The sequence below is a fragment of the Gemmobacter megaterium genome (assembly GCF_900156815.1).
GTDB classification, from domain to species: Bacteria; Pseudomonadota; Alphaproteobacteria; order Rhodobacterales; family Rhodobacteraceae; genus Wagnerdoeblera; species Wagnerdoeblera megaterium.
Genome location: NZ_FTOT01000002.1, coordinates 583,057 through 609,834 on the forward strand (window position 1 = coordinate 583,057; position 26,778 = coordinate 609,834).

Sequence of the window (26,778 nt, forward strand, 5' to 3'; positions counted from 1 at the left end):
CGGGCCGTCACGCCACGCTTGTTTCAGAAATAATCTCTGCTAGAAAGGTCGAGATTAATTCACACAGGCGACCATGTTCGGCATAGAGCTTTCCCAGACCGTTCAAGCCCTCATCGCCATTGGCATCGTGATTGCGATGCTGGTCATGTTCATCCGCGAGACCTACCCCGTCGAGGTGGTGGCAATCGGCGGCGCCGTCGCAATGCTTGTGACCGGCGTCCTGCCGCAGGCCGAGGGGCTCAAGGTATTCGCCAACCAGGCGCCCTGGACCATTGCCGCGCTGTTCATCGTGGTGGGCGCGCTGGTGCGCACCGGCGGGCTGGACTGGGTGTCGCGCAAGGCATCGGCCAGCATCGAACGGCGCCCTGTGCGCACGGTCGTGATGCTGGCCCTGACCGCCCTGACGATGTCGGCCTTTGTCAACAATACGCCTGTGGTCGTGGTCATGATCCCGATCTTCATGCAACTGGCCAAAAAGCTCTCGCTCTCGCCGTCAAAAGTGATGATCCCGCTCAGCTATCTTACGATCCTGGGCGGAACGCTGACCTTGCTTGGAACCTCAACCAACCTTCTGGTGGATGGCGTGGCCCGCCAGGCAGGGCTGCCTGGATTCAGCCTGTTCGAAATCACGCCGCTTGGCCTGATCGTGGCGGCCTTTGGCCTTGCGTATATTGCGCTGTTCGCACGCCGTCTGCTGCCCGACCGCGACAGCATGGCATCCCTGTTGTCCGACAAGTCCAGGATGAAGTTCTTTACCGAAGTTGCCGTGCCCGAGGGTTCTGCCCTGATCGGCAGGCGGCTGGATGAAGTCGATATCTTCAAGCGCGATACAGCCAGGGTCATCGACGTGCTGCGCGGCGATGCCTCGTTGCGGCGCAATCTTGGCGACGTCGTGATGGAACAGGGCGACCGCGTGGTTCTGCGAACCCCGATGTCCGAAGTGCTGGGGCTGCAACAGAACAAGGATCTGCGACTGATCGACAAGCTGTCGTCGGTGCAGACATCGACGGTCGAAGTCCTGATCACGCCCGGTTGCCATATGGTCGGTCGCTCGTTGGGCTCGTTGCGCCTGCGGCGGCGCTATGGCGTCTATCCGCTGGCGGTGCACCGGCGGAACCAGAACATCGGGCGGCAGATCGACGACCTGGTCGTTCAGGTGGGCGATACCCTGCTGCTGGAAGGCGCGCAGGCCGACATTCAGCGCCTGGCGCTGGAGATGAACATGGTCGACATTTCGCAGCCATCCGAGAGGGCCTATCGGCGCGGCCATGCGCCGATCGTCCTGGCAACGCTGGTCGGGATCGTCCTGCTGTCGGCAATCGAGGTTGCCCCCATCATGGTGCTGGCGATCATCGGCGTCGCCATTGTGCTGCTGACCCGCTGCATCGACGCCGAAGAAGCCTTCGAATTCGTCGAGGGGCGGTTGCTGGCGCTGATCTTCGGGATGCTTGCGGTGGGCGCGGGGCTGGAACATTCCGGCGCCGTGCGCATGATCGTCGAGACACTCGCGCCCTGGCTGGTCGGCCTTCCTGCCCCCCTGCTGATTCTGGCGGTCTATGTACTGGCGTCCACACTGACGGAAATCGTGTCCAACAACGCCGTTGCGCTGATTGTCGCGCCGATTGCCATCGGACTGGCCAGCACGCTGGGTATTGATCCGCGCCCCTTGCTGGTGACGGTGATGTTCGCCTCGTCCGCCGCCTTCTCGACACCGATAGGCTATCAGACCAACACGCTGGTCTATGGACCCGGTGGCTACAAGTTCACCGACTATCTGCGCATCGGCCTGCCGCTGAATATCGGACTGGCCATCGTCGTGGCCGTGACGGTCCCGCTGCTGTGGCCGTTCTAGGCCGGGGTTGCGGGCGGGGCCAAGGCTGGACTATACCGACGCATCCACAGATCGTGCTTCCGGGGGAAGGTCATGGCAGGCCATTCGAAATGGGCGAACATCCAGCACCGCAAGGGCAAACAGGATGCGATCCGCTCGAAAATGTTCTCGAAGCTGGCGAAGGAAATCACCGTCGCCGCCAAGATGGGCGATCCTGACCCCGACAAGAACCCGCGCCTGCGGCTGGCGGTGAAGGCGGCCAAGGCCGTCTCGATGCCCAAGGACGTGATTGACCGCGCGATCAAGAAATCCCAGATGGGCGACGCGTCGGACTACTCGGAAATCCGCTACGAGGGGTATGGCGTCAACGGAATCGCCATCATCGTCGAGGCGATGACCGATAACCTGAACCGCACCGCATCGAACGTGCGCAGCTATTTCACCAAATGTGGCGGCAACCTTGGCCAGACCGGATCTGTCGCGCACAGCTTTGATCGGGTGGGCGAAATCACCTATCCGGCATCGGCGGGCGACGCCGATACGGTGATGATGGCCGCGCTGGATGCGGGCGCCGAGGATGTGGACTCGGACGAGGACGGGCATTTCATCTATTGCCAGGTCGAAGATCTGTCAGCGGTTTCCGACGCTCTGGAAACCGCGTTGGGGGAATCGACCGAATCCAAGCTGATCTGGCGCCCGCAAAGCCGCACCGAGGTGGATCTGGAAACCGCGCAAAAGCTGATGCGGCTTGTCGAAATGCTGGAGGATGACGACGACGTTCAGACCGTCACCCACAATTTCGACGTACCCGACGATGTGGCGGCCCAGCTCTAGCCATCCATCGCCCACCAAGGTCTGAGAGGGGCGCTGCTGCGGCGCCCTTTTTGCTGCGATGGCAACAAAAAGACCCGGCACCATGGTGCCGGGCCAGTCCGGGACGCAAAGGCCGGGCGGTCTATTCGCCGCCGCCAAGCCCGTGCACATACACCGCGACAGCGCGGATATCGGCCTCTGACAGACGGGTCGTCCAGTTCGGCATCACACCATACCGTGCAAAGCGGACCGAATGGGTCAAAGAGGCCACATCGCCACCATAGAGCCAGATAGCATCCGTCAGGTTCGGCGCGCCTTGCGAACGGTCGCCGGTGCCATCCTCGGCATGGCACGAAGCGCAGTTGTCGGCATAGACCTCTGCACCCGGTCCGGCCAAGGCCGCGTCATAGTCCTGCCGCGAGATCTGGCGCACATATTGCACAACCTGCGAAATTTCCTCGTTCGACAGCATGTCGCCAAAGGCGGGCATCTGGCTGAAACGGGCGTCGTCATCGGTCGTGTTGCGGATGCCATGGGCAACCGTGTAGTGGATCGACTCTATGTCGCCCCCCCACAGCCAGTCATCATCCAACAGGTTCGGGTAGCCCGACGCCTGGACCCCGGCCGCGCCCGCGCCATGGCACTGCGCGCACCATGTTTTGAACACGGCCGCACCCGCCTGGTTGGCGAATTGCACCAGTTCGGGATTGCTGGTGATCTCTGTCAGCTCGGTTTCCACCAGCCGCGCCCGGATCGGGGCATTCATGCCCGCGAAGCGGTCGATCTCGGCGTTCAACTCGTCGATGCGATTGTAGCCCAGCACGCCTTGCGTGGCGCGTGTCAGCATCGGCCAGGCCGGGTAGGCAATCGAATAGATCAGTGCCCAGACGATACAGGCGTAGAACGTCCACAACCACCACCGCGGCATCGGGTTGTCGTATTCCTCGATCCCGTCCCAGGTATGGCCGGTGGTCTGCACCTCGCCGACAACCTTGCGCTTCAAGACGACCTTGGGGTCGGGATACTGCCGTTCGGGTGGTGTGACCTTGTTTTCCGGCACGCGGTCTTCTGGATCGACCATCACTGCATCTCCTTGGTGGCAGAGGCGCTGTCAGGCGCCGGGCGGTCGTCGTTGCGGAAGATCGAGTTCGCCACGTCACGGTGGACCTTGTTCGACCCAGGGCGAATCGCCCAGACGAAAACGCCGATCAGGAACAGGAACATGAACAGCAGATGCCAGCTGTCCGCGAAGTTGCGCAGGAAGGAATAGGTTTCAGTTCCCATGATGTCCTCCCTCAGCGCAGCGGATCAGGCTGGAAGGTCGAGAAATCGACCATCGTGCCCAGAACCTGGATATAGGCGATCAGTGCATCCGCTTCGGTCAGTTGCGGCTGACCGTCGAAGTTGCGCACATCCACCCGTTCGCCATAGCGTTCAAGCAGCCCGCCGGTATCGGCATCGGGATCGGCCTGCGCGATGAAGTCGGCCTGCGCGGCTTCGATCATCTCGCTGGTATAGGGCACACCGAACACCGCGTTGGTCTTCATGCTGTCCGCGATATACCGGCCATCGATCGGCGTCCGGAACAGGAACGCATAGGGGGGCATGACCGATTCCGGCACCACAGACTTTGGATCGCGGAAGTGATCCTGGTGCCATTCGTCGGAATACCGCCCACCCACACGCGCCAGATCCGGGCCGGTCCGTTTGGACCCCCACTGGAAGGGCCGATCATACATCGACTCGGCCGCCAGCGAGTAGTGGCCGTAGCGTTCCACCTCGTCCCGCATCGGTCGGATCATCTGGCTGTGGCAGACGTAGCAGCCTTCGCGGACGTAGATATCCTTGCCAGCCAGTTCCAGCGGGGTGTAAGGGCGCATCCCCTCCACCTTTTCGATGGTGTTCTCGATGTAGAACAGCGGCACGATCTGCACGATACCGCCGATGGTGACGACCAGGAAACTCAGCACCAGCAGCAGCGTGGCGTGCGTCTCGATGGCCTTGTGCTTGTCAAGAAATGCCATGGTTCACACTCCGGTCATTCTGCGGGGACAAAGTTGTTCGCGTTCACCGGCGCCTTGGCCGGCTGGGCACGAACGGTCATCCATAGGTTGTAGCACATGATGATGGCCCCCAGCAGGAACATCACCCCGCCCAGCATCCGCACCACATACATCGGCAACTTGGCACTGACCGTGTCGGCAAAGGCGTTGACGAGGAACCCGTTGGCGTCAACTTCGCGCCACATCAGCCCTTCCATGATGCCCGTGACCCACATCGACGAGGCGTAGAGCACGATCCCGATGGTGGCGAGCCAGAAGTGCCAGCTCACAAGGCTCAGCGAATACAGCCGTTCACGGTTCCACAGCCGGGGCACCAGGAAATACAGCGCGCCGAAGGTGATCATGCCGTTCCAGCCCAGGGCGCCGGAATGAACGTGGCCGATGGTCCAGTCCGTGTAATGCGACAGGCTGTTGACCGCCTTGATCGACATCATCGGGCCTTCGAAGGTGGACATGCCGTAGAAACCTACCGCGATCACCATCATGCGGATCACCGGATCGGTGCGCAGCTTGTCCCAGGCCCCCGACAGCGTCATCAGGCCGTTGATCATGCCGCCCCAGCTTGGCATCCACAACATGATCGAGAAGATCATGCCCAGGGTCGAGGCCCATTCGGGCAATGCGGTATAGTGCAGGTGGTGCGGACCGGCCCAGATATACAGGAAGATCAGCGCCCAGAAGTGGATGATCGACAGCTTGTAGCTGAAGACCGGGCGTTCGGCCTGCTTGGGCACAAAGTAGTACATCATGCCCAGAAAGCCCGCCGTCAGGAAGAAGCCTACGGCATTGTGGCCATACCACCACTGGATCATGGCATCCTGCACACCCGCATAGGCCTGAACCGAGGCGGAACCGAACACCGACACCGGCAGCGCGGCATTGTTGACCACATGCAGCATGGCAACGGTGACGATGAACGACAGATAGAACCAGTTGGCCACATAGATATGCGGCTCTTTCCGGTTCCAAAGCGTTCCAAGAAACGCCAGCAGGAACGCCACCCAGACCACCGTGATCAGGATGTCCACATGCCAGGGCATTTCAGCATATTCCTTGCCCTGCGAGCCACCAAAGACATAGCTGGTCGCCGCCAGGACGATGATCAGTTGCCAGCCCCAGAAGACGAACCAGCCCAGATTGCCGCCCCACAACCGCGCCGCCGTGGTGCGTTGCACGACGTAAAAGGCAGTTGCGATCAGCGCGTTGCCGCCAAAGGCGAAAATAACGGCCGAGGTGTGCAGCGGCCGCAGGCGGCCGAAGTTCAGGTAGGGCTGGGCCCATTCGAAATTGAGCACCGGGAAGGCAAGCTGCGCTGCCACCACGACCCCGACAAGAAAGCCCACCACGCCCCAGAACGCGGTCGCAATGACCCCGGCGCGCACGACGCCGTCAAAATACTCGTTCTTCGGTGCTACCGCCTTTGGCTCGCCCGTGTTCCGCAAGGTCCAGATGAACGTGGCGGCTGCGGCAAGCATTACGGTAAGCGCATTGACCAGATAGGCCTCGTCGCGCGCATAATTGGCGGCGATCGCGGCAAGCAGCGCGATCACGCCAAGCGCGACCAGTTTAACGTAATCCCACATGTTGCGTCCCTTCGTCTCGTCGTCCGGCAAGGTTTTCGCCCTGCCACATGTTATACGACAGCGTTGGTGATGGCTGCGATGCGGCAAAGATACCTTGATCCATGTCAAGATGTCGCGCTTTCCTGTCGTCGTGCCGAACATCAGGTGCAACCTTGTGTTGATCCGTATCAAGGTGCAGGCTGGCAGGGCGTGCCAACCTCGTAGCCACATGAACAGGAACCGGCGCCGGTGCGCCGACATCAAGGAGGCAATCCATGGCCTGCAAAACCCTGCTTACCGTCGTGACAGAACAGGGGGCCGATGGCCCCGGCCTGGCCGGGCTGGAAACCGCCATTGCCCTGGCACGGCGCGAAGACGCGCATCTTGAGGTGCTGGTCCTTGGCATCGACCAGACCCAATATGGCTATTTCAGTGCCGGGGCAGGCATCGCAATGGTTCAGGAAACGCTGAACCAGGCCATCGCCGCCTCTGAAACGTTGGAAACGACTGTGCGCAAGCGTCTGGCCAGCGAAGAGATTCGCTGGTCCGTTGACCGGGCTGTGGCACAGCTTGGCGGCGTGGCGCCCCTGGTCGCGCACCGCGCACGCTTTTGCGATCTGGTCGTGCAGGCGCGCCCCTATGGTGCCGGCCGCTCGGCCACGGACGAAGCCGTTGTCGAATCCGCCATGTTCGACGGTCAGGCCCCGGTGCTGATCATGCCCGACGGCATGGTACAGCCGCCTGCCTTCGAGCGTGTGGTCGTCGCCTGGAACCAGTCGCCAGAAGCGATGGCCGCGATTCGCCGGGCTCTGCCGCTGCTGAAACGCGCCTCGGTGATCGACATCACCATTATTGATCCGCCTGCCCACGGGCCGGAACGCTCTGACCCCGGCGGCCTTGTCAGCCAGTGGTTGTCGCGCCACGATGTGCGGGCCGAGGTTTCGGTTCTGGCGCGCACGCTGCCGCGGGTGTCCGATGTGCTGGCCCGGCATCTGCGCGACCGCGATGCCGATCTGCTGGTGATGGGCGCCTATGGCCATTCCCGCTTTCGCGAGGCGATTCTGGGCGGCGCGACCCGCGACATGCTGGAAAACACCCCGGTCCCGGTGTTCATGGCGCGCTGACGACCCGTCATTCCCATCAACAAAAGCCCCGGCCACACTGGCCGGGGCTTTGCTTTGCACAGGTTGGCGCCGGAATGGGCCGACCCGCCTAGGGCTTGGGGTGATCGTCCCAGTCGCTGGTCAGGATACGTCGCGAATCGCCTTCGGGGTCTTCGTACTGGCGGTGCCGCATCGTCCAGAAGAACAGCACCAATCCCAATGCCCCCAGAAACAGCGAAACCGGAATCAGAATCGTCAGAACTTCCATGGGCTTACTTCAACCTCAGCGCATTCAGGGCCACGGTGATCGAGGACAGCGACATCGCCAGCGCCGCCCACAGGGGCGTGGCCAGCCCCACCAGCGCAATCGGCACCGCCACCACATTATACGCCGCCGAGATCCAGAAATTCTCGCGGATCCGCCGCGTGGACTTTCGGGCGATCCGCAGCGCATCGGCCACCGGCGCGATGTTGCGGCCCAGCATCACGATATCCGACGCCACCCGAGCCGCATCCAGCGCCGTGGCAGGCGAGACAGAGGCATGGGCCGCCGCAAGTGCGGCGGTGTCATTCAGCCCGTCGCCTACCATCAGCACACGGCGACCGCTCGCCGTCAGCCGCGCCACTTCGCCTGCCTTGTCTTCGGGCAAGGCGCCTGCGGTCCAGTCCGCGATGCCCAGCCGTTCTGCCAGATCCCGCACCGCACCCGGCGCATCGCCCGAGATCAGCTTGACAGCCAGCCCCTGCGCCTTGACGGCCGCCACCACCTCGACCGCCCCTTCGCGCAGCGCATCGGCAAAGGTAAAGGCCGCGACCGTTCCATCCGGCAAGGCAAGATAGGTGGCCGTTACGTCCAGCGATTGGGCGCCGACCCATTCAGCGCGGCCCAGACGAACACGACGCCCATTGTGCCACCCTTCGATGCCATATCCAGGGACTTCCGCCAGATCCGTGACATCTGCGGGCGAGACTCCGCCAGCCCTGCAAGCCATGGCCAGCGATTGCGCCAATGGATGCCCCGATGCCCCCGCCAATGCGGCCGCCACGTCCAGCACCGAACGGGGATGGTCGCCCAGATTGGTCGGCTCCGGGGTGCCCATCGTCAATGTGCCGGTCTTGTCGAACACGACCGTATCCACCTCGGCCAGCCGTTCCAGCGCCGTGCCTGACTTGATCAGCAGCCCTCGGCGGAACAGTTGGCCACTGGCCGCAGTGACAACCGCAGGCACCGCCAGCCCCAGCGCACAGGGGCAGGTGATGATCAGCGTCGCCGCAGAAATATTGATGGCAAAGCGCACATCGCCGCCAGTCGCCCACATCCAGTAGCCAAATGCAGAGAAAGACAGCAGATGGACCAGCGGCGAATACGCCCGCGCCGCACGGTCGGCCAACCCGGTATAACGTGTCTTGGCGCTTTCCGCGATAGCGACCAGTTCGGCCATGCGCGACAGTGAACTGTCCTTGCCCGCCGCCGTCACCCGAACCGTCAGCGGCCCGGTCAGATTGACCTCACCCGCACTGACCACACGGTCGGGGCCGGCGAATACCGGCAGAACCTCGCCCGTCAGCAGCGAGCGGTCCAGTTCGGACGTGCCTTCGGTCACGACGCCATCCACGGGGATTCGCCCCCCCGGACGCACAAGCACCAGATCGCCGACGCGCAGTTCGGCGACATTTACCGTTTCCTCGGCGCCTGCCAGCAACCGAATGGCACGGGGCACCTCCAGCGCCGCCAGTTCCTGTGCGGCGGACCGGGCGATGGCGCGGGTGCGATGGTCCAGATAGCGCCCGATCAGCAGAAAGAACGTCAGCATCACTGCGGCATCGAAATAGGCGTGATGCCCCGACATCCAGGTTTCGTAGACCGAGATCCCCGAGGCCAGAACCAAGGCCAACGAGATCGGGAAATCCATTCCCAACCGCCCCGCCCGCAGCCCACGCCACGCGGATTTGAAGAACGGCTGCCCGGCGAAGGCCACGGTCGGCAAGGCGATCATGCCGGAAATCCAGTGGAACAGGTCGCGCGTGGAATCCGTCGCCCCCGACCATACCGCGACTGACAACAGCATGATGTTCATCATGCTGAAGCCTGCAACGCCAATCCGCATCAGCAGCTCGCGCCCCTGGCGATCGGTGTCTGTCACCGAAAGAACCCCGGCATCCAGTTCATGGGCCTCATAGCCCAGCCGATCCAGATGCGGGATCAGGCTGGCCGCCGTCACCTGGGGATCCGCCTCGACCAGAACCCGGCGCAATGTCAGGTTCACCCGCGCCGACCGCACGCCGGGCAGTTTCTCCAGCCCTTGTTCCACCGTCGAGATGCAGGCGGCGCAATGCGCGGCGGGAATCGACAGCATCAGCCGCGCCTCGCGCGGGGCGGCCATCTGGGCAATCCGCTCTGCCGAAGGGGCGGCCACACAGGCGGGGCAGGCAGACAGCGATGCGCGGGTTTCCGGTTCGGCAGCCAGCGACATGTGATCAGCCCCTGATATACAACTGGCGCTGCTGGCGGAACAGCGTGCCATTGGCGGCGACCGCCTCGATACGCAGGATCCACTTGCCGGGCGCCAGATCGACCGGCGCGACGAACGCCCCGGCCTCGCGGGCAAAGACTGGTCGCTGGTCGTCACGGGATTCGGTTGCCCGGCCGATCAGCACCTGAAAATCGACGATCTCACCCGGAGTGCCGCTGTCCTTTTCGGTGATGCGCAACATCAGCTGGCCATCGGTGTAATCCTGCGCGACCTCCCAGCCCAAGGCCTCCTGCGCCCGCATCGCCGCGTTGAAATTCTGGCTGGCGTAGTAGGTGTTCTTTGCCTCGACCCCCGGAAAGGTGCTGATTGCGGAGTAGGCCATGAACAGATTGACCCCGATAATCACGCTGAACGCCCCCACGGTGCCAATCAGAACATGTCGCCCGGTGATTTCGCGTGCCATTGTCACTGTCCTTTTCCGTTGAATACCGTGCCAGCACTGACCCGGCTGGACGACCCTTCGGCCTGGAACCAGAAGGTGATGTCCGTTCTTGCCATATTGGCCGCAGGCGAACCGGGCGGTGCGATGATGTAGACCCGCTGCTGCAAGGTTGCATCAGGTGCCATCCGCGCGGTGGCCGCATCTTCGCCCTCCAGTTCCAGGCGCAATCCAGGCGGAGCGTCGATGGAAAAGCCCAGCGTGCGTTCCTCATGGTACTTGTTGCGCAGGCGGATGTCATAGGTATTGCGGATAGATCCGTCCGACAGTGTCACAAAGGTCGGGTTGCGCACCGGGGTCACGTTGACGTCGATGTCCGACCGCAGGAACAGCGCCACCAGCAGCGCAAGGCCCACGCCTGCCCACAGGACCGTATACAGCACCGTGCGCGGACGCAGAATGTGTTTCCACACAGGCTTGGGCGTGCTGCCTGCACGTTCTGCCGCCTCGTCGGTCAGGGCCATATAGTCGATCAAGCCGCGAGGCTTGCCGATCTTGTCCATCGTGTCGTTGCAGGCGTCGATGCACAGGCCACAGGTGATGCACGCCAGTTGCTGGCCGTTGCGGATGTCGATGCCCATCGGGCAGACGTTGACGCAGGCCATGCAGTCGATGCAGTCGCCCTGGGCCACGGTCGGCGCTGCGGCACCCTTCTTCAGCTTGCCGCGCGGCTCGCCCCGCCAGGACCGATAGCCGACCGTGATGGTGTCTTCGTCCATCATCGCGGCCTGAATGCGCGGCCAGGGACAGGCATAGATGCAGATCTGTTCGCGGGCGAACCCGCCAAAGACAAAGGTGGTCGCGGTCAGTGTGGCTATGGTCAGCCAGGCGACAGGATGGGCACTGAAGCTGAGCAGATCGCGCAAGAGCGACGGCGCGTCCGTGAAATAGAACACCCAGGCGCCGCCCGTCGCCACCGAGATCAACAGCCACGACACCCATTTGACCAGCCGCTTGCGGACCTTTTCCGCGTCCCATTTCTGCCGGTGCAGACGCAGGCGGGCGTTACGATCCCCCTCGATCCAACGCTCCACCAGGATGAAAAGGTCGGTCCATACCGTCTGCGGGCAGGCATACCCGCACCACACCCGGCCCGCGGCGCTGGTGAACAGGAACAACCCAAGCCCCGCCATGATCAGCAACCCAGCCACGAAATAGAATTCGTGCGGCCAGATCTCGATCATGAAAAAGAAAAAGCGCCGGTTGGCCATGTCGATCAGCACGGCCTGATCGGGCATATTGGGGCCGCGATCCCAGCGAATCCACGGCGTCAGGTAATAGATCCCCAGAGTCACGGCCATGATCCACCACTTGAGCGTGCGGAAGTTTCCTTTCACACGCCGGGGGAATACCGGCTCGCGGGCGGCATACAGGCTGGGCGGGGTGCTCGAATCGGTTGGCAAGGGACTGTTCCCGGACATTTGGCTGACCTTCCATCGCGCTTTCACGCGCATCCTACATTGACCTGCATCAAAATGCCGAATGAACGATGCAACTAATCGACGCACCCGGAAAAAAAGGCCGGAATTCCCCAAGGAATCCGGCCTGTTGGCTGTTTTGTCGCACCGACGCCCCAGGAAACGCGCGAACAGGACGGGGCGTCGGTGCCGGGCCCCAACGCGGGGCTTGCAGACGTTCTGGCACGACTCGGGCGCGGGCGATTTGACCTGCATCAAGCCAGCGACGGGCGCGGGCGCGGCAGGCTGTCGCAGTCCGGCCGCGTTTCAGGCGGCTGTGGTCCGCTGGCGCAGATGGCGCTCCAGCCGCCGCAACCCAAGCGACAGGCTGACCGTAAGCCCGAGATAGATCAGCGCGACCATATTGTAAGTTTCGAAATAGCGAAAATTCCCGGCGGCCGCGACCTTGCCCAGTTGTGTCACATCCGTGACCCCCAGCACCGAGACCAGCGAACTGTCCTTGACCATGGCGACGAAATCGTTGCCCCAGGGTGGCAGGATGGTACGAAACGCCTGGGGGGCCACGATCAGGCGGAACCTCTGCCGCCGGTTCAGGCCCAGGGCTTCGGCAGCCTCGATCTGCCCGGCGGGAACCGACTGGATGCCGGCGCGGAACACTTCGGACAGAAAGCTGGCATAGGCCAGTACCAGCGCCAGAACCGCCCGCCACAGCAGTGGAATGTCGCGGGTGCGAGCCTCGGGCAGGCCAAGGGCGTTCCAGCCCTCGACCGCCAGAGGCACTCCGACAAAGGCGACATACAGCAGCAGCACGATGATGGGCACGCCGCGCATCACCTCGACATACAGTCGCACGACCTGCCGGATCAGCCAGATGCGCGACATGCCACCAAGCGCCAGCAGCAAGCCCAGCGCCGACGCCCCGGCAAATGCCATCAGCGTGACCAGCAAGGTGATGCCAAGCCCTTTCCACAGGATCGACAGGATCTGTGCATGGACCTCCGACGCAAGGGCGGCGCCCAAGGCCCAGATCCCGGCGCCCGCCAGGATGATCAGCCAGAGCGGAAAGTCGCCTTCGCCGCGCGGAGCCGACGTCACGGGGCGCCCCGCCTCATTCGCCCATCTTGTAGTCCAGGAACCATCTGGTGTTCAGCGCATCCAGCGTGCCATCGGCCTGCATCGCAGCAAGGGCAGCATTCACCGGGCCGACCAGATCGGACCCTTTGGGAAAGATGAACCCGAAATCCTCGGTGCCCAGGGGCTCTCCGACGATCTTGAGCGCGCCTTCCGCCGCCGCGACATAGCCGTGTGCGGCCGTCGAATCCGACAGCACCATATCCACGTCCCCCGCCCTCAGCGCCGCAAGCCCGGCCCCAAAGGTCTCGAACTTGATGATGCGGGCGTTGTCCTCGTTGCCGTCAAGCACCTCGTAGACACCGACATAGAACGGCGTGGTTCCGGGCTGTGCCGCCATCAGCAGCAAGGGATCCCCGGCGAATCCCGCCGCATCGGCAAACCGCTCCTCGTCGCCGCGCACGATCATCAGCATCTCGGACCGCAGATAGGGCACCGAGAAATCCACCTTGTCCATGCGATCCTCGCGGATGGTGATCCCGGTCATGCCGATGTCGTACTGGCCCGAGGACACGGCCGGGATCATCGCATCCCAACTGGTGTTCTGATAGGCGATCCGGGCATTCAGCCGCTGGCCAATTTCTGCCATGGCATCGTATTCCCAGCCCACGGCCATGCCCTGCCGGTCAAGAAACTGTAGCGGAGGATAGGCATTCTCTGTCACCACGACGATCTCGCGTCCTTGCAGATCGGGCAAGGGCTGAGCCAGCAGCACAGGCGTCGTCAGGACAAGGGCAAGCCCGGCAAGCAGGGTTCGGCGCAGCATCGGCAGTCTCCAGTCTGAATCCTGGCGCAGTATGCAGGCTGTTCCGCAGATTGCCACCCCCTTGCAAGCGGTTGTGAGCCCTGTGTCAGCCCCCGCGCGCCACGCCACTGCAAATCGGGCAATCCGCGCGAGGGTGCACGCCCACCATCCGCGACTCGCCATAGAGCCCGTCAAAGATCATCAGCCGCCCCGACAAGGTCTCTCCTGCGCCGGTCATGTGCTTGACGGCTTCCAGCGCCATGACCGACCCGACGACACCCGGCAAGGGGGCGATCACCCCGGCCTCGGCACAACTTGGCACCAGCCCCGGCGCGGGCCGCTCGGGAAAGACGCATTCATAGCACGGGGCGCCCAGCTTGGGCGCAAACAGCGATATCTGCCCCTCCCACTGGCCGATAGCACCGGAAATCAATGGCTTGCCCAGTTCGACGCAAATACGGTTGACCAGATAGCGCGTGTCGAAATTGTCGGTCCCATCCAGCACAAGATCATACGCGCCGATCAACTCGCGCGCGACAGCCTCGTCCAGGCGGCGCTGGTAGGGGCGCACGTCCACATGCGGATTCAAGGCCTGCGCGGCAATCTGCGCGGAACGCACCTTTGGCAACCCTATGCGATCATCGGCATGAAGGATCTGGCGTTGCAGGTTGCCCGGCTCCACGATGTCGTCATCAATGACGCCGATCACGCCCACCCCTGATGCGGCCAGATACAGCACCACAGGGCTGCCCAGCCCCCCGGCGCCTACCACCAGCACCCGCGCCTGTTTCAGCCGCACCTGTCCCGGCCCCCCCACCTCGCGCAGCACGATATGGCGGGCATAGCGGGTGAGTTCCGCGTCAGACAGCGGACCGGTCGCCTCTGGCCTGGCTTCGGGTGCCGCGCGGCCCTTCAACCAGCGCAGGCCAGCGCGATAGCCAAGGATCAACAAGCCAACGCCGCCCAGCACCAGCCAGGGTTCCGCCCGCCCGCCCGTCGCCACCCGCAGCGCCGATCCTTCGGGCAACACCAGTTGCGCCAGGATCACCGCCAGATACAGCAGCCCCAGCAGCAACCCGCGCAATGGGCGGGACAGGCGCAACGCCGCGCCGCCCAGCCAGATCACCGCCGCCAGGGCCAGGACCGCCAGCACGGCCTAGCCTCCGGTCGAGCCAAAGCCGCCCGCCCCGCGCGCCGTCTGCTCGGAAAACTCCGTCACCACGGTAAAGTCGGGCCGGACAACCGGCACAAAGATCATCTGCGCGATGCGTTCCCCCGGCTCGATGACAATGGGATCGGTACCCGGACCATTCCGGTTCCAGGCACTGATCAGAATCTCGCCGGTATAGTCGGGGTCGATCAACCCGACGGTATTTCCCATGACCAGCCCGCGCTTGTGCCCTGCCCCCGAGCGCGGCAACACCAGCGCGGCAAAGGAGAAATCACCGAACGACAGCGCAATGCCCGACCGGACCAGAACCGCGGGGGTCTGCGGCGCAATCCGCAAAGGCGCATCAATGCAGGCAAACAGATCCACCGCTGCGGCCCCGGCCGTCTGATAGGCGGGCAAGCCCCAGTGCTGAAGCCGGGGGTCGAGGACCTTGATCTGCATGTCGGATTCCCATGGTCTGTTGCACGCCAGCATATACCAACCGCGCCGGGCCAAGACCAGCGGCCCGGACAGGGCCGGTCCTCAGCCCTGCCCGGCCGCCTTCAGCGTGTCCAGCGCATCGCAGATATCGGCGGTGATCGCCGCCCTCAGCGCCGCCTCGTTGCCCGCACGGACCGCGCGCAGCGCCGCCTGATGCCTGTCGGTCGCCAACTGGGCGGACGCCCGATCGAACAACAGATGCATCCAGGGACCGAACTGCAACCACAGGCTCTCGATCAACGGGGCCAGAACAGACTCTGGCGCCGCACGATACAGGCGAAAGTGAAAACGGTAATTCAGGCGCATGTAGCTGGCCGGATCCCTGGCCAGAATCGCCTGTGACAAGGCGGCGTCCGTCTGGGAAAGCTCGGCCACATCCGACGGCCCCAGGAACGGCAGCGCATCCGCCGCCGCCTCGGGTTCCAACAGCAGGCGGGCGCGCATCAGCGCCTGAAACCGCGCCGACCCCAACGCAGGCACAGTCAGCCGCCGGGTCTCGCTTGCGCTCAAGCCGCCTTCAGCGGTCAACCGCCGCACGGCCTCGCGCATCGGCATGGTCCCGGTGCCCAGCAATGCCGCAAGGGAGGCGACCGTGACCGGCTGGCCGGGCGGAATCCGCCCTTCCAGCAAGGCTTCCTTCAGCGCCAGATACGCAAGGTCATGCAGCGGAGTGGCGGCCATCAGGCGGCCTGCCACAGCCCTTCGGCCCGAACCTTGGCCGCAGCCTCGTCCAGCGACACCCATGCCCGTTCGATCAGCAGATCAATCTCTGCCGGGGTGATGACCAGCGGCGGCGCGATGATCATGCGGTCCCCGACATGGCGCATCACAAGGTTGTTGGCAAAACACCGTTCGCGGGTGATCAGGCCGACCGTGCCCTCTTCGGCGGCAAACGCCGCGCGCCTTGTCTTGTCCGGGCTCAGCGCGATAGAGCCCATCAGCCCCACCAGCCGGGCCTCGCCCACCATCGGATGATCCGCCAGTTGCGCCCATTTCGCCGCAAGATGCGGATGTGCCACGTCGCGGACGTGATCGACCACCTTTTCCTCGGACAGGATACGCAGGTTTTCCAGCGCCAGCGCCGCAGAAAGCGGGTGGCCGGAATAGGTATAGCCGTGATTGAACTCGTCGCGCCCGATGACCTCGGCCACCTCGTCACAGACAATGGACCCGCCAATCGGCGCATAGCCCGACGACAGGCCCTTGGCGATGGTCACGATATGCGGGCGGATGCCAAAGGTCTGGCTGCCGAACCAGTTGCCGGTGCGGCCAAAGCCCGTGATCACCTCGTCCGCAATCAGCAGGATGCCGTATTCGTCGCAAATCCGCTGGATCTCCGGCCAGTAGGTGCTGGGCGGGACAATCACCCCGCCAGCGCCCTGGATCGGCTCGCCGATAAAGGCTGCGACAGTCTCGGGGCCAAGCTCCTTGATCTTGGCCTCCAGTTCACGCGCACGCAGCAGGCCGAAGTCCTCGGGCGTCATGTCGCCGCCTTCGGCATACCAGTGCGGCTGGCCGATGTGGACAATGCCGGGAATCGGCAGCCCGCCCTGTTCGTGCATAGGCTTCATGCCACCCAAGCTGCCCCCGCCCATGGTGGATCCGTGATATCCGTTGCGGCGGCTGATCAGGATATGCTTTTCCGGTTTGCCCTTCAGCGCCCAGTACTGCCGCACCATGCGGATATTGGTGTCATTCGCCTCTGACCCCGAGCAGGCGTAGAACACATGGTTCAGATCGCCCGGCGCCAGTTCCGCGATCTTTGCCGCCAGCGCAATGGCCGGGACATGGGTCGTCTGGAAAAAGGTGTTGTAATAGCTCAGTTCCTTGACCTGACGCGCGGCGACCTCGGCCATCTCTTGCCGGCCATAGCCGATGTTGACGCACCACAGCCCGGCCATGCCGTCGATGATTTCATTGCCTTCGGAATCCGTCAGGAACACGCCTTGCGCCCGCGTGATGACCCGCGCGCCCTTGGCCCCCAAGGCGTTTCCGGCGGTAAACGGATGCATGTGATGGGCCGCATCCAGCGCCTGAAGCTCTGCGGTCGGCAGATGGTTGGTGATCATGGTCATGTCAAAATCCCCTTTTGGCGCAACCTGAGCCAGATGCGTCAAAAGGTCAACATATTTTGATCAAAATATTGCGCCAAGCAAAGGCCCCGGCGAACCGGGGCCTGCGCATCACTTGGCCGGAACAGCCGCCGTGACGATGATTTCCACACGGTATTTCGGTGCGGCCAGCTTGGCCTCGCCCGTGGCGCGGGCGGGCGTGTGACCGGCAGGAACCCATTTGTCCCAGACCGCGTTCATCTCGGCGAAATCGGCCATGTCTGCCAGCCAGATGATGGTTTGCAGGATGTTTTCCTTGGACGAGCCGATCTCGGCCAGGATGCGGTCCACCTGGGCCAGGCAATCTGCGGTCTGTTCGGCGACGGTGGCCCCCTCACCGACCTGACCGGCCAGCCATGCGGTGCCATTGTGGATGACAGCCTCGGACATGCGAGGGCCGGGATTGACGCGCTGGATCATGGGATACCCCTTGTTGTGATATGGCTATGGCCCCGGATGCGGGCAGCGGCGGATTGGCACCCAAGACCCCCCGTTGGTAGGAACTGCATCCCGGAAGATCAAGGCATCCTCGACCGATATGCCGCAAAGCGGTGCCCATTGCGGTGACGCCACGGCACGGTTTCCGGACAGGTGACAAGCGCGCGCCCCTCGCGCAATCTGGCGCGACAGGGGGAACCAGCCATGAGCCAGTATCCGAATCTTCTCGCACCGCTTGATCTGGGGCATGTGATCCTGCCCAACCGCGTCCTCATGGGTTCCATGCATACCGGGCTCGAAGAAACCGGCGACTGGAACCGGGTGGCCGAATTCTACGCCAGCCGCGCGCGCGGCGGTGTTGGTCTGATGGTGACAGGCGGCATGGCCCCGAACCGCGAAGGCGGCGTGTTTCCCGGCGCCGCGGGATTGTTCACCGCGCAGGACATCGCCAACCACCGCATCGTGACCGACCGGGTTCACGACGGCGGCGGGCGGATCGCCATGCAGATCCTCCATGCGGGCCGCTATGCCTATGGCAAGGAGTGCGTCTCGGCCAGTGCGATCAAATCGCCGATATCGCCCTTTGTGCCCCGCGAACTTGACGAAGACGGCATCGAAAAGCAGATCGCCGATATCGTGACCGCCGCCACCCGCGCCCGCGAGGCCGGATATGACGGCGTCGAGGTGATGGGATCCGAGGGGTATTTCCTCAATCAGTTCATCGTGCGCCATACCAACCGGCGCGAGGATCGCTGGGGCGGCAGCTATGAAAACCGCATCCGCCTGCCGGTCGAGGTGGTGCGCCGCGTGCGCGCGGCTGTCGGACCGGATTTCATCGTGATCTACCGGATCTCGCTGATCGACCTTATCCCCGATGGCTCGACCTGGCCCGAGGTGGTCCAGCTTGCCCAAGCCATCGAGACGGCGGGCGCCTCGATCCTGAACACAGGCATCGGCTGGCACGAGGCACGGGTGCCGACCATTGCCACCTCGGTTCCGCGTCGCGCCTTCACCTGGCTGACCGGACGGTTGCGCCCTGAAGTCGGGATCCCGGTCATCACCTCGAACCGGATCAACACCCCCGACGTGGCCGAAGCGGTCCTGGCCGACGGATGCGCCGATATGGTCAGCATGGCCCGCCCCTTCCTCGCCGACCCCGATTTCGTCGCCAAGGCACGCAGCGGACGCGCCGCCGAGATTGCGCCCTGCATCGCCTGCAACCAGGCCTGCCTGGACCATACCTTTTCGGGCCGTCTGACCAGTTGCCTCGTGAACCCCCGCGCCTGTGCGGAAACCGAACTGACCTACCCGCCCGCCGCCACACCGAAAACCGTCGCCGTGGTCGGGGCCGGTCCCGCAGGCATGATGGCCGCCATTGTCGCCGCGCAACGCGGCCACACGGTCACGCTGTTCGAATCCGCCGCCCAGGTGGGCGGCCAGTTGAACCTGGCCAAGCAGGTACCGGGAAAAGAGGAATTCCACGGGCTGGTGCAGTGGTTCGCCACCATGCTGGCCACCACAGGCGTCAACCTGCGCCTGAACACAGCCGCCACCCTGCCCGACCTGCAAGGCCATGACGAAGTGATCATCGCCACCGGCGTATCCCCCCGCGACCCAGGCATCCCGACCGATCCCGGCGCGCGGGTGCTGGGCTATATCGACGTGCTGCAAGGTGCGCCTGTCGGCCCGAGTGCGGTGGTCGTCGGCGCCGGGGGAATCGGCTTTGATGTCTCGGAATATCTTGTGCATCAGGGCACCAGCCCCACCGAGGATCTCGACCTGTGGCTCCGGGAATGGGGTGTCGCCGACCCCGCACAGGCCCGCGGCGGCCTTGCCCCCGCCGGCCCCCAACCCGAACCCCCGGCCCGCAAGGTGACGCTGGTCCAGCGCAAGGCAGAAAGGCCAGGTCGCCATCTGGGCAAGACCACCGGCTGGATCCACCGCGCCAGTCTCCAGATGAAGGGCGTCGAGATGCGCGGCGGCATGACCTATCGCCGCATCACCACCCAAGGGCTGGAGGTTGATACCCCGCAGGGCCCGGAACTGCTGGCGGCAGACACCGTGGTCCTTTGCACCGGACAGGATCCCCGGCGTGACCTTGCCGATGCCCTGAGCGCGGCGGGACTGACCCCGCACCTGATTGGTGGCGCCGATGTGGCCGCCGAACTCGATGCCAAGCGCGCCATTGATCAGGCGGCACGCCTTGCCGCAACCTTGTGATCCGGGGTATCGGTTCGCACCATGATGTTTTCGCCCTGATCCACGTGTCCTGCCGGGGGCCGGGGGGTGCACACCCCCTGTCCGCCTGCCAATGCCAGAGAGCCGCAGATGAATATCGCCATGTGGTCCGGGCCCCGGAACCTGTCCACCGCCATGATGTACGCCTTCGCCGCCCGAGGCGATTGCGCCGTCTGGGATGAACCCTTCTACGCCGCCTATCTTGCGGCCACTGGCATCGACCATCCGATGCGCGACCAGATCCTCGCCGCGCATGATCCCGATCCGGCCCGCGTTTCTGCCCTGTGCGCGGCGCGCCCGGCCACCGGCGAGCCGTTCTTTTACCAGAAGCACATGACGCTGCACATGTTGCCCAGCATCGACCGGGGCTTCATGCGCGCCTGCGCCAATGTCTTTCTGATCCGCCACCCTGCCCGCGTCGTCGCCTCCTATGCCAAAAAGCGCGAAGGGCCGGTGCTGTCCGACATCGGCTTTGTCCAGCAGGCAGAGCTGTTTGACGAGGTGGCGAGCTGGATGGGCCGGGCGCCGCTGGTGATCGACAGCGCCGACATTCGCGCCGATCCGGCGGGTGCGCTCGGGCGGCTTTGTACGGCCCTGGGCGTCCCCTACACGGATCAGATGTTGCGCTGGCCAGCCGGGGCCAAGCCCTACGACGGCGTCTGGGCGCCGCATTGGTACGGCGCTGTGCACCGTTCTACCGGCTTCGAGGATCCCGAAGGCGCGCTGCCAGACCTGGCCCCCGACTATGCGCGGCTGGCCGACAGCGCCCTGCCCTATTACGAACGCCTGCGCGCCCACGCGCTCTGATCTGCGACACTTGACGCTTTCGTGAGCCGGGCGCATCTTCGCCGCCCGTCCCCCCGGAGCGCGTGATGACCCAGACCAAGGCCCCCCTGATGACACCCGTGCTGATCGCGGGGTGTATCATGCTGATGCTCGGCTTTGCCGTGCGTGCGTCGTTCGGAGTCTTCCAGATTCCCATTGCAGAGGAATTCGGCTGGGCACGGTCGGAATTCTCGCTTGCCATCGCCATCCAGAATCTGGCCTGGGGCATCGGCCAGCCGCTGTTCGGCGCGGTCGCCGAACGCTTTGGCGACCGCCGCGCGATCATTCTGGGGGCGTTGGCCTATGCAGGCGGGCTGGTGCTGTCGGCCTTTGCGACCACGCCCTTTGCCATGCAATCGCTGGAGGTGCTGGTCGGCTTTGGCATCGCGGGCACCGGATTTGGCGTGATTCTGGCCGTGGTCGGCCGCGCCGCCGCGCCCGAACACCGCTCGATGGCGCTTGGCATCGCCACTGCTGCCGGGTCGGCGGGACAGGTCTTTGGCGCACCGACTGCCGAGATCCTGATGGGCTTTGTGCCGTGGCAAGGCGTGTTCATCATCTTTGCCGGTGTCATCCTGGCCTCTCTGTTCGCCCTGCCCTTCCTGCGATCCGCCCCGATGGCCAGCAAGACCGAACTGGAGGAAAGCCTGGGCACCGTGCTGAACCGCGCCTTCCGCGACCCCAGCTATACGCTGATCTTTCTGGGGTTCTTCTCTTGCGGGTATCAACTGGCGTTTATCACCGCCCATTTCCCGGCCATGGTGACAGAGATGTGCGGCCCGGTGGCGCCTAATGGAATGCTTGCCTCGCTGGGCATCACCACGACATCGGCGCTGGGGGCGCTGTCCATCGCGGTGATCGGGCTCGCCAACATTGCGGGCACGATCTTTGCAGGCTGGCTGGGGGCGCGATACACGCGGAAATACCTGCTGGCAGGCATCTACACGCTGCGCACCATCGCGGCGGCGCTGTTCATCATGATGCCGATCACTCCGGCATCGGTGCTGGTATTCTCCCTGGTGATGGGGGCCTTGTGGCTGGCCACCGTGCCGCTGACGTCCGGGCTGGTCGCGCATCTCTACGGTTTGCGCTACATGGGCACGCTCTATGGGTTCATCTTCCTGTCGCACCAGATTGGCGGGTTTCTGGGTGTCTGGCTGGGCGGCAAGATGTATGACCTGACCGGCGACTATACCCTCGTCTGGTGGGTGGGCGTCGGGGTTGGCGCGTTTTCGGCCATCGTCCATCTGCCCGTGCGCGAACATCGGCCCACGGCGGCACTCGCGGCCTGAGCCAGCCACCGCCCCCTAACGCGGGCGGTGGACATGCGCGCTCTGGACCAGACCGAAGCCGATCATCAGCACCAGCATCGCCGATCCGCCATAAGACACCAGCGGCAGGGGCGAGCCCACGACAGGCGCCAGCCCCATGACCATCGCCATGTTGACGCCGAAGTACAGAAAGAACGTTGCCGCGATCCCCAGCGTCACCAAGGCCGCAAAGCGGTCCTTGGTCCGCAAGGCTGTGATGATGCAGAACACGATGACCAGCGAATACAGCGTCAACAGGCTGATCCCGCCAATGAAACCGAATTCTTCGGTCAGGGTGTTGAAGATGAAGTCGGTGTGCTTTTCGGGCAGAAAGTTCAGCCTGCTCTGCGTGCCCTGCATGAAGCCCTTGCCAGCCCACCCCCCGGAACCTAGCGCGATCTTGGCCTGGCTGATGTGATACCCGGCCCCAAGCGGATCTGATCCGGGATCAAGGAATGTGTCGATCCGGCGATACTGATAATCCAGCAGGACCTGCCACTCGGTTCCACGCGACAACAGAACGGTGGCAACGCCCCCCGCGCCCATGGCCAGAACCGACGCGAAATAGGCCCAGTGGACCCCGGCAACCAGCATCACCGCCACGCCGGACCCGACCAGCATCAGCGATGTGCCCAGATCCGGTTGGCGCAACACAAGGGCGGTGGGCAACAGGATCAGGAACACCGGCACAAGCACCCAGAACGGGCGCGACGTGCGCTTGACGTCCAGCCAGTCGTAATAGGCTGCAAGCATCATCACCATGGCAACCTTCATCAATTCAGAAGGTTGCAGGCGCATGAAGCCCAGATCCAGCCAACGCTGCGCACCCATGCCGACATCGCCAAAAAGCTCAACCGCGATCAACAGCAACAGCGACACGCCATAGGCAACGCCAGCCATGTTGCGCCAGAACCAGATCGGCACCAGCCCGATGGCCAGCATCACCACCAGCCCAAGGCCAAAGCGTTCCATCTGTGGCTCTGCCCAGCGGTCGATATCGCCGTCCGCCACGGAATACAGCATCAGGAACCCGACCGAGGCGATGGCCGCCAGCAGTACCGCAAGGGCCCAGTTGATATGCAGCAGCTTGCGAAAACCCGCTGGGACGCGCTTGACCGAGTATTCCAGATAGCTCATCGGATGCCCCCGCCCGTCAGGCCCGCGTACGGCTGGTTCCAGCCAATTGGCCTGGATCGCGCAGCGGCATGGTGCGGTGCTGTGTCTCGATCCGGTTGCGCTGCGCCGCCGGATAGGCCGTTTCCGGTGGAATGCCGCCATGCAGCGCGAACAGCAGGATGTCGCGCGCGATGGGGGCTGCCACGCCCGACCCGCCGCCGCCATGTTCGACCACCACCGAGACCGCATAGCGCGGCGCGTCCGAGGGCGCATAGGCGACATAAAGCGCATGGTCGCGCCGGTTCCACGGCAACTGATCGTTGCGCAGCACACCACGCGCACGCTCGGCCGCGGTGATATTGCGCACCTGGCTGGTTCCGGTCTTGCCCGCGATCAGGGTCGCCTTGTCATCGGAGCGCGATGAATATGCGGTACCGCTGCGGGTATTGGTCACGGCGAACATCCCTTGCTGGACCGCCCGCAAGTTCTGCGGCTTCAGCCCCAGCGGGGCGGCTGCGGACACGGGCACATCCACGCCATCGACGGCCTTGACCAGACGGGGTTCGACGGCAAGCCCGGTCGCCAAGCGCGCGCTCATCACCGCCAACTGGATCGGCGAGGCAAGGACATAGCCTTGCCCGATAGAGGCGTTGATCGTGTCGCCGATCCGCCATTCCTGTCCGCGCTTTTCCCGTTTCCAGTGGCGGTTCGGGTTCAGCCCTTCGGCAATCGCCGACATTGGCAGATCATGCCGCACACCCAGCCCCAGCCGCTCCGACATGGCGGCAATGGCGTCGATACCGACCCGCTGGGCGATGTCGTAGTAATAGACGTCGCAGCTTTCGGCCAGGCTGCTGTTCAGGTTCACCGCGCCATGGCCGCCGCGCTTCCAGCAGTGGAACCGCCGCCCGCCCGCATCGTAATGGCCAGGGCAGCGCACCGTCGTTTCCGGCGTGATCACGCCGGCCTCCAGCGCCGCCAGGGCGGTGACCATCTTGAAGGTCGATCCGGGCGGATAGGCGCCCGACACCGCCTTGTTCGACAAGGGGCGAAAATCGGCATCATCCATCAGCGCGCGAAAATCGGTGTTGGAAATGCCCCTCACGAACAGGTTCGGATCGAACGACGGCACCGAGACCAGCGCAACGATGTCGCCCGACTGCACATCCATCACAACGGCGCTGGCACTCTCGCCCCCCAGCCGGATGCGGGCATAGTTCTGCAAGGCGACATCCAGCGTCAGCACGACATCGGCGCCTTCGTCGCCTTCGCGCCGGTCCAGCTCGCGCATCACGCGGCCAGCGGCGTTGACCTCGATCCGCCGCGATCCGGCGGCCCCGCGCAGCGCATCTTCCATCCGCCGTTCCACCCCGACCTTGCCGATCTGGAACTTGGGTATCTGCAACACCGGGTCGGGGCTTTCCAGCTGGGCCAGGTCGCTTTCCGACACCGGGCCGACATATCCCACCGCATGGGCGAAATCCTGATCCAGCGGATAGACGCGGCTCAGCCCAACCTCGGGCTGCACCCCCGGCAACGAGGGCGCATTGACCGAAACCCAGGACAACTGTTCCCAGGTCAGCCGCTCGGCCACGATGATGGGAACAAAGGGGCTGCGGCGCTTCACCTCCCGCAAGGTCCGCTCGATATCGTCCTCGGTCAGGGGGATCCCCTCGGCCAGACGATGCAGCACCGCCTCGACATCGCCTGCGTCCTCTCTGGTGATCGTGACACGGTAATTCTGTTCGTTGCCGGCGATCAACACGCCGTTGCGGTCAAAGATCTGGCCGCGCGCGGGGGGCACAAGGCGGATGGAAACCCGGTTCTCCTCGGCCAGCAAACGGAACTGGTCCGCCTGTTCGACCTGCATGTATCGCAACCGGGCGGCCAGAACCGCGACGACAGCGGCCTGACATCCCCCCAGAAACAGCGCCCGCCGCGTGACCTTGCGGGCAGCATCATCGGTATCGCGGGCGCTGCGTCTCATAGCCGCCTCCCCATGGCGTCAACCTCGCCGGTGGCGGGCTTGCGCAATCCGAACGCCACCCGCAAGACGCCCACCACGAAGGGATAGGCCAGGACCGAGAACACGAACTGCACAAGCGTCAACCCCAGACCCGGCTGGGGCAACATCGTCAGCGCCAGCACAAAGCGGTAGGCCAGCAGCATGGCCAGCATGACAATCGCCACCATCACCCATTCCGAGACCAGCGTCAGTTCGCGCGAGAATGCGGCCCGGCTGCGCAGGAATTCCGTGCCGATCAGCATCAGCGCCGCCCACAAGCCAGGTGGGCGCATCAGCAACATGTCTTCGACCAGCACGGCCCCGGCGATGAGCAGCGCAGGCAGATGGTCCGGCCGGCGCAAGACCCAGGCGCAACTCAGGCACATCAGCAAATCCGGGCCGGGCAAGCCACCTGCCTGCGACCGCAGCGGCAGAATACGCAGGAACAGCATCACCGCGACCGCCGCGACAAACAGCCCGCGCCACATCCACAAACTGTCGCGTGCGCCCTCAGCCATCGGCGCCCCCATCGGGAACGGCGGCCTGCGGCTCGGGCAGGGTTCCGGGCGGTGGCGGGATCAGCACACCGGGGTCGTCGATCCGCTCGGCCTCGTGGCTGCGCAGCACGCGCAGGAATTCCAGCCGCAGGTAATCGGCCGCAGGCGCGACGCGCAGGCGCCGGTCAGCCCCCTGAACAACCTGCCCCACCAGCAACCCGGCCGGAAACACACCCCCATCGCCCGAGGTGACAACCCGGTCGCCGGGGCGCACAAGATCGGATTTCTCCAGAAAATCCAGCGGCGGCAACGGCGAGTTGTCACCTGACAGGATCGCCCGCTGCCCCGATGGCTGGACCGTCACCGGCACGCGGCTGGAAGCATCGGTCAACAGCACCACCCGGCTGACCGTGCGCCCCACCCCCGAGATGCGCCCCACCACGCCCAGCCCGTCCATCGTGGCCCAGCCATCGCGGATCCCGTCACGCGCGCCCACGTTCAGCAGCACCGACTGCCGGAACGGGCTGCCGCTATCGGCCAGCACCACCCCTGTAACATGGGTCAGCTTGGGATCCAGCCGCACCTGGTTCAGGTCCAGCAGCTTGGCGTTCTTTTGTTCCAGTTGCAACGCAGCCTCGCGCCACGCCTTCATCTGCTGCAACTCGCGGCGCAATTCCTGGTTCTGTTCGTAAACCCGGGTATAGGACTGAAACCCGTCCACCACGCCGGCGCCCCAGGTGATGGGCGCCATGGCCCAGTCCATATTGGGCACGATCCGGTCCAGAAGCGCCATGCGGAACCGTTCCACCCGCGGACTGTCGATGCGCCACAACAGGAACAGACCAAGCAGCGCAACACCAAGTGCGCCGACAAGAATGCGGCGCACCGGGCGGGAATACTGCTGTGGGTCACGGTCCCTTGCCAAGGCCGCCTCTCGATAGGTTCAGG

25 protein-coding genes are annotated in these 26,778 nt (G+C 64.3%); 6 read left to right on the forward strand and 19 right to left on the reverse strand.

Annotation, left to right across the window (positions count from 1 at the left end):
- Positions 1–73 precede the first annotated feature (73 nt).
- Positions 74–1,852 carry an SLC13 family permease gene (locus BW970_RS07280; RefSeq protein ID WP_076529735.1) on the forward strand — a complete coding sequence of 593 codons (1,779 nt, stop codon included), beginning with the start codon at positions 74–76 and terminating at the stop codon, positions 1,850–1,852.
- 72 nt (positions 1,853–1,924) lie between these two features.
- The gene (locus tag BW970_RS07285) at positions 1,925–2,665 is read left to right on the forward strand and encodes a YebC/PmpR family DNA-binding transcriptional regulator (protein ID WP_076529736.1); all 741 of its coding nucleotides are present in this window, start codon (positions 1,925–1,927) and stop codon (positions 2,663–2,665) included.
- Positions 2,666–2,786: 121 nt separating this feature from the next.
- Here BW970_RS07285 and ccoP read toward each other — a convergent pair whose 3' ends face one another.
- The 4 genes from ccoP to ccoN are packed head-to-tail and all read right to left on the reverse strand — an operon-like array spanning position 2,787 to position 6,290.
- Positions 2,787–3,725 (reverse strand): cytochrome-c oxidase, cbb3-type subunit III, encoded by a 939-nt coding sequence (gene ccoP / locus BW970_RS07290; protein ID WP_083701163.1) that lies wholly within the window; start codon positions 3,723–3,725, stop codon positions 2,787–2,789.
- Positions 3,725–3,928 carry a cbb3-type cytochrome c oxidase subunit 3 gene (locus BW970_RS07295; protein WP_076529737.1) on the reverse strand — a complete coding sequence of 68 codons (204 nt, stop codon included), beginning with the start codon at positions 3,926–3,928 and terminating at the stop codon, positions 3,725–3,727. Before BW970_RS07295 ends, ccoP begins: the two co-directional genes overlap by 1 nt.
- An 11-nt stretch (positions 3,929–3,939) precedes the next feature.
- Positions 3,940–4,668 carry a cytochrome-c oxidase, cbb3-type subunit II gene (gene ccoO, locus BW970_RS07300; protein ID WP_076529738.1) on the reverse strand — a complete coding sequence of 243 codons (729 nt, stop codon included), beginning with the start codon at positions 4,666–4,668 and terminating at the stop codon, positions 3,940–3,942.
- A gap of 14 nt (positions 4,669–4,682) precedes the next feature.
- A complete protein-coding gene (ccoN, locus tag BW970_RS07305) occupies positions 4,683–6,290 on the reverse strand; it encodes a cytochrome-c oxidase, cbb3-type subunit I (protein WP_076529739.1) in 1,608 nt (535 codons plus the stop codon).
- 254 nt (positions 6,291–6,544) lie between these two features.
- Between ccoN and BW970_RS07310 the strand changes: the two genes are divergently transcribed.
- The gene (locus BW970_RS07310; protein WP_076529740.1) at positions 6,545–7,393 is read left to right on the forward strand and encodes a universal stress protein; all 849 of its coding nucleotides are present in this window, start codon (positions 6,545–6,547) and stop codon (positions 7,391–7,393) included.
- A gap of 88 nt (positions 7,394–7,481) precedes the next feature.
- Here BW970_RS07310 and ccoS read toward each other — a convergent pair whose 3' ends face one another.
- The 11 genes from ccoS to BW970_RS07365 form a co-directional block, all read right to left on the reverse strand.
- The gene (gene ccoS, locus BW970_RS07315; RefSeq protein WP_076529741.1) at positions 7,482–7,640 is read right to left on the reverse strand and encodes a cbb3-type cytochrome oxidase assembly protein CcoS; all 159 of its coding nucleotides are present in this window, start codon (positions 7,638–7,640) and stop codon (positions 7,482–7,484) included.
- 4 nt (positions 7,641–7,644) lie between these two features.
- Entirely contained in the window at positions 7,645–9,846 is a 2,202-nt protein-coding gene (locus BW970_RS07320) for a heavy metal translocating P-type ATPase (protein ID WP_076529742.1), read from the reverse strand.
- Between the two features lie 4 nt (positions 9,847–9,850).
- Positions 9,851–10,309, reverse strand: a complete 459-nt coding sequence (locus BW970_RS07325) for a FixH family protein (RefSeq protein WP_076529743.1) — start codon at positions 10,307–10,309, stop codon at positions 9,851–9,853.
- Between the two features lie 2 nt (positions 10,310–10,311).
- Positions 10,312–11,766: a cytochrome c oxidase accessory protein CcoG gene (gene ccoG, locus BW970_RS07330; protein WP_076529744.1), complete on the reverse strand. Its 1,455-nt coding sequence runs from the start codon at positions 11,764–11,766 to the stop codon at positions 10,312–10,314.
- Positions 11,767–12,069: 303 nt separating this feature from the next.
- Positions 12,070–12,858, reverse strand: coding sequence for an amino acid ABC transporter permease (locus BW970_RS07335; RefSeq protein WP_076529745.1), 789 nt, complete (start codon positions 12,856–12,858; stop codon positions 12,070–12,072).
- A 13-nt stretch (positions 12,859–12,871) separates the two neighbouring features.
- Positions 12,872–13,660 (reverse strand): transporter substrate-binding domain-containing protein, encoded by a 789-nt coding sequence (locus tag BW970_RS07340; RefSeq protein WP_076529746.1) that lies wholly within the window; start codon positions 13,658–13,660, stop codon positions 12,872–12,874.
- Between the two features lie 85 nt (positions 13,661–13,745).
- Complete coding sequence (locus BW970_RS07345; protein WP_076529747.1) at positions 13,746–14,792, reverse strand: HesA/MoeB/ThiF family protein; 1,047 nt, start codon at positions 14,790–14,792, stop codon at positions 13,746–13,748.
- A 3-nt stretch (positions 14,793–14,795) separates the two neighbouring features.
- Positions 14,796–15,251, reverse strand: coding sequence for a dUTP diphosphatase (gene dut / locus BW970_RS07350; RefSeq protein ID WP_144038899.1), 456 nt, complete (start codon positions 15,249–15,251; stop codon positions 14,796–14,798).
- A gap of 81 nt (positions 15,252–15,332) precedes the next feature.
- Positions 15,333–15,971, reverse strand: coding sequence for a GntR family transcriptional regulator (locus BW970_RS07355; RefSeq protein WP_076530204.1), 639 nt, complete (start codon positions 15,969–15,971; stop codon positions 15,333–15,335).
- The gene (locus BW970_RS07360; RefSeq protein ID WP_076529749.1) at positions 15,971–17,365 is read right to left on the reverse strand and encodes an aspartate aminotransferase family protein; all 1,395 of its coding nucleotides are present in this window, start codon (positions 17,363–17,365) and stop codon (positions 15,971–15,973) included. The genes BW970_RS07355 and BW970_RS07360 overlap by 1 nt, the downstream gene beginning before the upstream one ends.
- A gap of 108 nt (positions 17,366–17,473) precedes the next feature.
- Complete coding sequence (locus tag BW970_RS07365) at positions 17,474–17,821, reverse strand: RidA family protein (protein WP_076529750.1); 348 nt, start codon at positions 17,819–17,821, stop codon at positions 17,474–17,476.
- 222 nt (positions 17,822–18,043) lie between these two features.
- Here BW970_RS07365 and BW970_RS07370 point away from each other — a divergent pair, with 222 nt between their 5' ends.
- The 3 genes from BW970_RS07370 (at position 18,044) to BW970_RS07380 (ending at position 22,194) form a co-directional block, all read left to right on the forward strand.
- The gene (locus BW970_RS07370; protein ID WP_076529751.1) at positions 18,044–20,059 is read left to right on the forward strand and encodes an oxidoreductase; all 2,016 of its coding nucleotides are present in this window, start codon (positions 18,044–18,046) and stop codon (positions 20,057–20,059) included.
- A 108-nt stretch (positions 20,060–20,167) separates the two neighbouring features.
- Positions 20,168–20,884: a sulfotransferase-like domain-containing protein gene (locus tag BW970_RS07375; protein ID WP_144038900.1), complete on the forward strand. Its 717-nt coding sequence runs from the start codon at positions 20,168–20,170 to the stop codon at positions 20,882–20,884.
- Positions 20,885–20,949: 65 nt separating this feature from the next.
- A complete protein-coding gene (locus BW970_RS07380; protein WP_076529752.1) occupies positions 20,950–22,194 on the forward strand; it encodes an MFS transporter in 1,245 nt (414 codons plus the stop codon).
- Between the two features lie 15 nt (positions 22,195–22,209).
- Here BW970_RS07380 and rodA read toward each other — a convergent pair whose 3' ends face one another.
- From rodA to mreC, 4 genes are read right to left on the reverse strand one after another with little or no spacing between them, the layout of a single operon-like run.
- Entirely contained in the window at positions 22,210–23,349 is a 1,140-nt protein-coding gene (rodA, locus tag BW970_RS07385) for a rod shape-determining protein RodA (protein WP_076529753.1), read from the reverse strand.
- Between the two features lie 16 nt (positions 23,350–23,365).
- Positions 23,366–25,315: a penicillin-binding protein 2 gene (gene mrdA / locus BW970_RS07390; protein ID WP_076529754.1), complete on the reverse strand. Its 1,950-nt coding sequence runs from the start codon at positions 25,313–25,315 to the stop codon at positions 23,366–23,368.
- Positions 25,312–25,851, reverse strand: a complete 540-nt coding sequence (locus BW970_RS07395) for a rod shape-determining protein MreD (protein WP_076530209.1) — start codon at positions 25,849–25,851, stop codon at positions 25,312–25,314. The genes mrdA and BW970_RS07395 overlap by 4 nt, the downstream gene beginning before the upstream one ends.
- A complete protein-coding gene (mreC, locus tag BW970_RS07400; RefSeq protein WP_076529755.1) occupies positions 25,844–26,755 on the reverse strand; it encodes a rod shape-determining protein MreC in 912 nt (303 codons plus the stop codon). The genes BW970_RS07395 and mreC overlap by 8 nt, the downstream gene beginning before the upstream one ends.
- Positions 26,756–26,778: the final 23 nt, after the last annotated feature.

What these genes read in the sequence shown, in the direction of transcription:
- ccoN (WP_076529739.1), bottom strand. Translation starts at nt 6,290, where the DNA reads ATGTGGGATTACGTTAAACTGGTCGCGCTTGGCGTGATCGCGCTGCTT.
- BW970_RS07365 (WP_076529750.1), bottom strand. Translation starts at nt 17,821, where the DNA reads ATGATCCAGCGCGTCAATCCCGGCCCTCGCATGTCCGAGGCTGTCATC.
- BW970_RS07380 (WP_076529752.1), top strand. Translation starts at nt 20,950, where the DNA reads ATGACCCAGACCAAGGCCCCCCTGATGACACCCGTGCTGATCGCGGGG.
- BW970_RS07375 (WP_144038900.1), top strand. Translation starts at nt 20,168, where the DNA reads ATGAATATCGCCATGTGGTCCGGGCCCCGGAACCTGTCCACCGCCATG.
- BW970_RS07320 (WP_076529742.1), bottom strand. Translation starts at nt 9,846, where the DNA reads ATGTCGCTGGCTGCCGAACCGGAAACCCGCGCATCGCTGTCTGCCTGC.
- BW970_RS07360 (WP_076529749.1), bottom strand. Translation starts at nt 17,365, where the DNA reads ATGACCATGATCACCAACCATCTGCCGACCGCAGAGCTTCAGGCGCTG.
- ccoP (WP_083701163.1), bottom strand. Translation starts at nt 3,725, where the DNA reads ATGGTCGATCCAGAAGACCGCGTGCCGGAAAACAAGGTCACACCACCC.
- BW970_RS07280 (WP_076529735.1), top strand. Translation starts at nt 74, where the DNA reads ATGTTCGGCATAGAGCTTTCCCAGACCGTTCAAGCCCTCATCGCCATT.
- BW970_RS07355 (WP_076530204.1), bottom strand. Translation starts at nt 15,971, where the DNA reads ATGGCCGCCACTCCGCTGCATGACCTTGCGTATCTGGCGCTGAAGGAA.
- BW970_RS07310 (WP_076529740.1), top strand. Translation starts at nt 6,545, where the DNA reads ATGGCCTGCAAAACCCTGCTTACCGTCGTGACAGAACAGGGGGCCGAT.
- BW970_RS07370 (WP_076529751.1), top strand. Translation starts at nt 18,044, where the DNA reads ATGAGCCAGTATCCGAATCTTCTCGCACCGCTTGATCTGGGGCATGTG.
- rodA (WP_076529753.1), bottom strand. Translation starts at nt 23,349, where the DNA reads ATGAGCTATCTGGAATACTCGGTCAAGCGCGTCCCAGCGGGTTTTCGC.
- ccoG (WP_076529744.1), bottom strand. Translation starts at nt 11,766, where the DNA reads ATGTCCGGGAACAGTCCCTTGCCAACCGATTCGAGCACCCCGCCCAGC.
- BW970_RS07395 (WP_076530209.1), bottom strand. Translation starts at nt 25,851, where the DNA reads ATGGCTGAGGGCGCACGCGACAGTTTGTGGATGTGGCGCGGGCTGTTT.
- BW970_RS07340 (WP_076529746.1), bottom strand. Translation starts at nt 13,660, where the DNA reads ATGCTGCGCCGAACCCTGCTTGCCGGGCTTGCCCTTGTCCTGACGACG.
- dut (WP_144038899.1), bottom strand. Translation starts at nt 15,251, where the DNA reads ATGCAGATCAAGGTCCTCGACCCCCGGCTTCAGCACTGGGGCTTGCCC.
- BW970_RS07325 (WP_076529743.1), bottom strand. Translation starts at nt 10,309, where the DNA reads ATGGCACGCGAAATCACCGGGCGACATGTTCTGATTGGCACCGTGGGG.
- mrdA (WP_076529754.1), bottom strand. Translation starts at nt 25,315, where the DNA reads ATGAGACGCAGCGCCCGCGATACCGATGATGCTGCCCGCAAGGTCACG.
- ccoO (WP_076529738.1), bottom strand. Translation starts at nt 4,668, where the DNA reads ATGGCATTTCTTGACAAGCACAAGGCCATCGAGACGCACGCCACGCTG.
- BW970_RS07295 (WP_076529737.1), bottom strand. Translation starts at nt 3,928, where the DNA reads ATGGGAACTGAAACCTATTCCTTCCTGCGCAACTTCGCGGACAGCTGG.
- BW970_RS07285 (WP_076529736.1), top strand. Translation starts at nt 1,925, where the DNA reads ATGGCAGGCCATTCGAAATGGGCGAACATCCAGCACCGCAAGGGCAAA.
- ccoS (WP_076529741.1), bottom strand. Translation starts at nt 7,640, where the DNA reads ATGGAAGTTCTGACGATTCTGATTCCGGTTTCGCTGTTTCTGGGGGCA.